Genomic DNA, 6,640 nt, shown 5'->3' on the forward strand with positions numbered 1-6,640 from the left:
TGATGGCTGTCCACACCAGCCAGTCGGTGGCGAAGGCCGCGGACGACGACACCGTCGCCCGCGGCCGGAGCCGCGGCACTGGCACACCCACACCGCCGGGCAGGCTCCGGCGGGCCCTGTCGACCCACTGGTACGCCTGGACCATGGTCGCCCCGGTCGTCGTCGTGATCGGCGTGATCATCGGATACCCGCTGGTCCGCGGCATCTACCTGTCGATGACCGACGCCAACGAGCGCAACGTCGCGCGGTCCATCGGGGTCAACCACCTGCCCGCCACGTACGAGTTCGTGGGTCTGGACAACTACACCGAGGCACTCACCGGCGAACAGTTCCTCGGCACGCTCGGCTGGACCCTGGTGTGGACGGTCTCCTGCGTGACCATCACCTTCTGCCTCGGCATGGCCCTCGCCAACATCCTGAACCGCCGGATCGCCGGCCGCTCCGCGTACCGGATGGCGCTGATCCTGCCCTGGGCCATCCCCGGCTTCGTCTCCGTCTTCGCCTGGCGCTTCCTCTACAACGAGGACCGCGGGCTGCTCAACAAAATCCTCTCCGGCGGCGGGATCGACGGCATCCCGTGGCTGAACGACCCCACCTGGGCGAAGTTCTCCGTCATCGCCGTCAACGTCTGGCTCGGCGTGCCGTTCATGATGGTCGCCCTGCTCGGCGGACTGCAGTCGATCCCCAGCGAGCACTACGAGGCCGCCGAGATGGACGGCGCCACCGCCTGGCAGCGGTTCCGCCACATCACGCTGCCCGGACTGCGGCCGGTCTCCACCACGGTGATCCTGCTCTCCACCATCTGGACCTTCAACATGTTCCCGGTGATCTACCTGCTGACCCGCGGCGGACCCGGCGAGGCCACCCAGATCCTGGTCACCCAGGCGTACAAGTTCTCCTTCGAGATCAGCCCGCGCGACTTCGCGCAGTCCTCCACCTGGGGCGTACTGATCCTCGTACTCCTGCTGATCTTCGCCGCCGTCTACCGGCGAGTCCTGCGCACCCAGGGAGACGACTGGTGACCACCACCGCACCCACCCCCGCCGCGCGCCACTCCGCGCCCAAGGTCCGGCTGCGCGGGGAGCGTTCGCCGCTGGCCTCCGCCGGCCTGCACCTGACGCTCATCGTGGCGTCCGTGATCGCCGTCTTCCCCGTGCTGTGGGTCCTGCTCACCTCGCTGAAGCCCGCCGCGTTCGCGACCACCACGGACTTCTTCAAAGAGACCACGTTCGAGAACTACACGAACCTGATCCAGAACACGAAGTTCCTCACCTGGTTCGGCAACTCCCTGCTCATCGCGGGACTCACCACGCTCCTCGGCGTCATCGTCTCCGCCTCCACCGGCTACGCCGTCAGCCGCTTCCGCTTCCCCGGCAAGCGCGGGCTGATGTGGACGCTGCTGGTCACCCAGATGTTCCCGGTCGCCGTCCTCATCGTGCCGATCTACAACATCATGGCGAGCATGGGGCTGCTGAACCAGCCCGCCGGCCTCGTCATCACCTACCTCACCATCTCGGTGCCGTTCTGCGCCTGGATGATGAAGGGCTTCTTCGACACCATCCCGCGCGAGATCGACGAGTCCGGGCAGGTCGACGGCCTCACCCCGTTCGGCACGTTCTGGCGGCTGATCCTGCCGCTCGCCAAGCCCGGCCTCGCCGTCACCGCGTTCTACTCCTTCATCACCGCGTGGGGCGAAGTGGCCTACGCCTCCGCCTTCATGGTCGGGGAGGACAACCTCACCCTCGCCGGCGGACTCCAGCTCTTCGTCAACCAGTACGGAGCCCAGTGGGGCCCGATGACCGCCGCGTCCGTGCTCATCGCGATACCCGCGGCCCTGGTCTTCCTGTTCGCGCAGAAGCACCTCGTGACCGGCATGTCCGCCGGAGCCGTCAAGGGCTGAGACCGACGACCGCAGCACGACCCGCACGCACCAGTCACGGCGGCCGCCGGAATCCCGACCCGGCCCCGGCGCCGCTCCCCACCCAGACACCCCAGGGATGACATGACCCAGCACCTCGCTGCCCCCTCCACCGGCACGTCCGGCGCCGCTCCGGCCCACCAGACCGGCTGGTGGCGGGACGCGGTGATCTACCAGGTCTATCCGCGGAGCTTCGCCGACGGCAACGGCGACGGCATGGGCGATATCGCAGGCGTACGCGACAGGCTCCCGTACCTCAGGAGCCTCGGCGTCGACGCGGTCTGGCTCAGCCCCTTCTACGCCTCCCCGCAGGCCGACGCGGGCTACGACGTCGCCGACTACCGTGCCATCGACCCGATGTTCGGTACCCTGCTGGACGCCGACGGGCTGATCCGGGACGCCCACGACCTGGGCCTGCGGATCATCGTGGACCTGGTGCCCAACCACTCCTCGGACCGGCACGAGTGGTTCAAGCGCGCCCTCGCCGAGGGCCCCGGCTCCGCGCTGCGCGAGCGCTACCACTTCCGCCCCGGCAAGGGTACGGACGGCGAACTGCCGCCCAACGACTGGGAGTCCGTCTTCGGCGGCCCCGCCTGGACCCGTACCACCGACCCGGACGGCACCCCGGGCGACTGGTACCTCCACCTCTTCGCGCCCGAGCAGCCCGACTTCAACTGGGAACACCCGGCCGTCGCCGACGAGTTCCGCTCGATCCTGCGCTACTGGCTCGACATGGGTGTCGACGGCTTCCGGGTCGATGTCGCCCACGGCCTCGTCAAGGCCACCGGCCTGCCCGACCTCGGCAGCCACGACCAGCTCAAGCTGCTCGGCAACGACGTCATGCCGTTCTTCGACCAGGACGGGGTGCACGAGATCTACCGCTCCTGGCGCACTATCCTCGACGAGTACCCCGGCGACCGCATCGCCGTCGCCGAGGCCTGGACCCCCACCGTCGAGCGCACCGCCAACTACGTGCGCCCCGACGAGATGCACCAGGCGTTCAACTTCCAGTACCTGTCCACCTCCTGGGACGCCGCCGAGCTCCGCAAGGTCATCGACACCTCGCTCGACGCGATGCGCCCGGTCGGCGCCCCCACCACCTGGGTGCTCTCCAACCACGACGTGACCCGGCACACCACCCGGTTCGCCAACCCGCCCGGCCTCGGCACCCAGATCCGCACCGCCGGCGACCGCGAGCTGGGCCTGCGCCGGGGCCGCGCCGCCACCCTGCTGATGCTGGCACTGCCCGGCTCCGCCTACGTCTACCAGGGCGAGGAGCTCGGCCTGCCCGACGTCACCGACCTGCCCGACGAGGTCCGCCAGGACCCGTCGTTCTTCCGCGCCGAGGGCCAGGACGGCTTCCGCGACGGCTGCCGGGTGCCGATCCCGTGGACCCGCGAGGGCAGCTCGTACGGCTTCGGCGACGGCGGCAGCTGGCTGCCGCAGCCCACGGGCTGGGGCGAGCTGTCCGTGGAGGCGCAGACCGGCGTGGCGGGCTCCACCCTGGAGCTGTACCGGGCCGCGATCGCCGCCCGCCGGGCACACCCGGGGCTCGGTGCCGGAAGCTCGGTGGAGTGGCTCCAGGCGCCCGAGGGGCTGCTGATCTTCGCCCGCCCCGGCTTCGTCTGCACCGTCAACACGACGGGCCGCCCGGTCCGCATCCCCGTGCGCGGCACCGTCCTGCTGTCCAGCAGCCCGGTCGTCACCGACGGCGCCGAGATCGAGCTGCCCGCCGACACCACGGTGTGGTGGACGGTGTGACGGTTCCTCCGCCCAGGACCGGTGCGCCGAGGCTCTCGGACATCGCCGGCCAGGCAGCGGTCAGCGAGGCGACCGTCAGCCGGGTGCTCAACGGGAAACCGGGCGTCTCGGAGACCACCCGTCAGCGGGTGCTCGCGGCGCTGGACATCCTGGGCTACGAACGTCCCGTACGGCTGCGGCAGCGCAGCGCCGGGCTGATCGGACTGGTGACGCCCGAACTCACCAACCCGATCTTCCCGGCGTTCGCGCAGTCCGTCGAGCAGGTGCTGGCCGGGCACGGCTACACCCCGGTGCTCTGCACCCAGATGCCCGGCGGCGCCACCGAGGACGAACTCGTCGAGCAGCTCGTGGAGCGCGGCGTCGGCGGGATCGTCTTCATCTCCGGGCTGCACGCCGACATGTCGGCCGACCCGGCCAGGTACGCCGCGCTCACCGAGCGCGGCGTACCGTTCGTCCTGATCAACGGCTACAACGAGCGGATCAGCGCGCCGTTCGTCTCGCCCGACGACGCCGCCGCCGTGCGGATGGCCGTCGGGCACCTCGCCGACCTCGGCCACAACAGGGTCGGTCTGGCGATCGGGCCGCAGCGCTATGTGCCGGCCCGCCGCAAGCGCGAGGGCTTCGTCGACGCCGTCGTGAACCTGCTGGGCCTGGACCGTGCCGAGGCCGAACTCCTCGTCTGTCCCACGCTGTTCAGCGTCGAGGGCGGCCAGGTCGCGGCCGGTGCGCTGCTCGACCAGGGGTGCACGGGCATCGTCTGCGGCAGCGACCTGATGGCGTTGGGCGTGGTGCGTGCGGCCCGGGAGCGCGGGCTCGGTGTGCCGCGCGACGTGTCGGTGGTGGGCTTCGACGACTCGCAGCTCATCGCGTTCACCGATCCGCCGCTGACGACGGTGCGCCAGCCGGTCCAGGCGATGGCCGCGGCGGCGGTGGGCGCCCTGCTGGAGGAGATCGGCGGCAGCCCGGTGCAGCGCACGGAGTACGTGTTCCAGCCGGAGCTGGTGGTACGGGGGTCCACCGCCGCACTCCGGGGCTGCTGAGGCCCATGGGGCCGGACGGTACAGGAGAGGCACCGGGAGCCGGCCCTGGATGGGCCTGCGGGGAGTGAGCGGCCCCGGGTGCCTCTCTTGTCCTTGACCGGCCCGGCCGGCCGGGCGCGTGGGGTCCGGGATCGCCGGAACCCCCGGCCGACCGGACCGGAGTCGGGAGAAACTTAACAGCGTTGCAATGTTTTGCGTAAGTGCTTGCAGGGAGAAAACTCCTGGGTTTCGTGGATGTGAGCGGGTCATGTCCAAAGGGTTGACCGGAACCTGATGGGCTCGTACGGTCTCGGCTGCGGCAAGGTTTGCATTCTTGCAGCAAGAACCTTCAGGAGCCTTGAGGGCAGGGCGCGTTGCCACGTGAGGCTGCACCGTCACCCGCATTTCCCCCCACAGCAGGAGGAAACATGGCACGCAGACCACTGTCCGCGGCGCTCGCCCTGGCAGCAGGCGCCGCCGCCCTCGTGGCCCCCACCACGACCGCTCAGGCGGCCGCCCCCGGCGACAAGGACGTCACCGCGGTCCTCTTCGAGTGGAAGTTCGACTCGGTGGCCAGGGCCTGCACGGACTCCCTCGGCCCGGCCGGCTACGGCTACGTACAGGTCTCGCCGCCCCAGGAGCACATCCAGGGCGGCCAGTGGTGGACCTCGTACCAGCCCGTCAGCTACAAGATCGCCGGACGGCTCGGCGACCGGGCCTCCTTCGCCGCCATGGTCAACACCTGCCACGCGGCCGGCGTCAAGGTCGTCGCGGACTCCGTCATCAACCACATGTCGGCCGGATCGGGCACCGGCACCGGCGGCTCCTCGTACACCAAGTACGACTACCCCGGCGTGTACTCCGCGGCCGACATGGACGACTGCACCGCGCAGATCAGCAACTACCAGGACCGCGCCAACGTCCAGAACTGCGAACTCGTCGGCCTCGCCGACCTGGACACCGGCGAGGACTACGTACGCGGCCGGATCGCCGCCTACCTGGACGACCTGCGCTCCCTGGGCGTGGACGGCTTCCGGATCGACGCCGCCAAGCACATGCCCGCCGCGGACCTGGCGAACATCAAGTCACGGCTGGGCGACCCGAACGTCTACTGGAAGCAGGAGGCGATATACGGCGCGGGCGAGGCGGTCTCGCCGGACGAGTACACCGGCACCGGGGACGTCCAGGAATTCCGGTACGCCCGCGGCCTCAAGCAGGTCTTCAACAACGAGAACCTCGCCTATCTGAAGAACTACGGCGAGGGCTGGGGCTTCATGCCCTCGTCGAAGGCGGCGGTCTTCGTCGACAACCACGACACCGAGCGCGGCGGCGACACGCTGAACTACAAGGACGGCGCGAACTACACCCTCGCCAATGTCTTCATGCTGGCCTGGCCGTACGGCTCGCCCGACGTCCACTCCGGCTACGAATGGTCCGACAAGGACGCGGGCCCGCCCAATGGCGGCACGGTGAACGCCTGTTACAGCGACGGCTGGAAGTGCCAGCACGCCTGGCGCGAGATCTCCTCCATGGTCGGCTTCCGCAACACCGCGCGCGGCGAGGCCGTCACCGACTGGTGGGACGACGGCGGCGACCGGATCGCGTTCGGCCGCGGCGCCAAGGCGTACGTCGCGATCAACCACGAGGGCTCCGCGCTGACCCGTACGTTCCAGACCTCGCTGCCCGCCGGTGACTACTGCGACATCCAGTCCGGCAACGGCGTCAAGGTGAACGGCTCGGGCCAGTTCACCGCGACGCTCGGCGCCAACACGGCGGTGGCACTCCAGGTGAACGCCCGTACCTGCACGGGCGTCGGCACCACGGGCTGACCGGAGCGACACCGGGGGCGGGGGCGTACCAGGGCGATCCCCGCAGGGCGGCGCAGCAATAGAACGGCTCACTCGCGGTGTCGGGTGAGTCTGCGCCGTCCGAGGAGACGCCC

Annotated in this window: 4 protein-coding genes and 1 pseudogene; all 5 read left to right on the forward strand. The window is 70.0% G+C overall.

Annotated elements, in window-relative coordinates:
* Window positions 1–2: 2 nt before the first annotated feature.
* On the forward strand, window positions 3–1,022 hold the full coding sequence (locus EES42_RS11630; RefSeq protein ID WP_124718048.1) for a carbohydrate ABC transporter permease: 1,020 nt from the start codon (window positions 3–5) through the stop codon (window positions 1,020–1,022).
* Window positions 1,019–1,900, forward strand: coding sequence for a sugar ABC transporter permease (locus tag EES42_RS11635; protein ID WP_124718049.1), 882 nt, complete (start codon window positions 1,019–1,021; stop codon window positions 1,898–1,900). Before EES42_RS11630 ends, EES42_RS11635 begins: the two co-directional genes overlap by 4 nt.
* 102 nt (window positions 1,901–2,002) lie before the next feature.
* Window positions 2,003–3,679: a glycoside hydrolase family 13 protein gene (locus EES42_RS11640; protein ID WP_124718050.1), complete on the forward strand. Its 1,677-nt coding sequence runs from the start codon at window positions 2,003–2,005 to the stop codon at window positions 3,677–3,679.
* Window positions 3,664–4,719: a LacI family DNA-binding transcriptional regulator gene (locus EES42_RS11645; RefSeq protein ID WP_124718051.1), complete on the forward strand. Its 1,056-nt coding sequence runs from the start codon at window positions 3,664–3,666 to the stop codon at window positions 4,717–4,719. The genes EES42_RS11640 and EES42_RS11645 overlap by 16 nt, the downstream gene beginning before the upstream one ends.
* Before the next feature lie 407 nt (window positions 4,720–5,126).
* A pseudogene (locus EES42_RS11650) lies at window positions 5,127–6,515 on the forward strand (alpha-amylase family protein); the annotation flags it as partial.
* Window positions 6,516–6,640: the final 125 nt, after the last annotated feature.

This window comes from Streptomyces sp. ADI95-17, assembly GCF_003846175.1.
Classification (GTDB): Bacteria; Actinomycetota; Actinomycetes; order Streptomycetales; family Streptomycetaceae; genus Streptomyces; species Streptomyces sanglieri.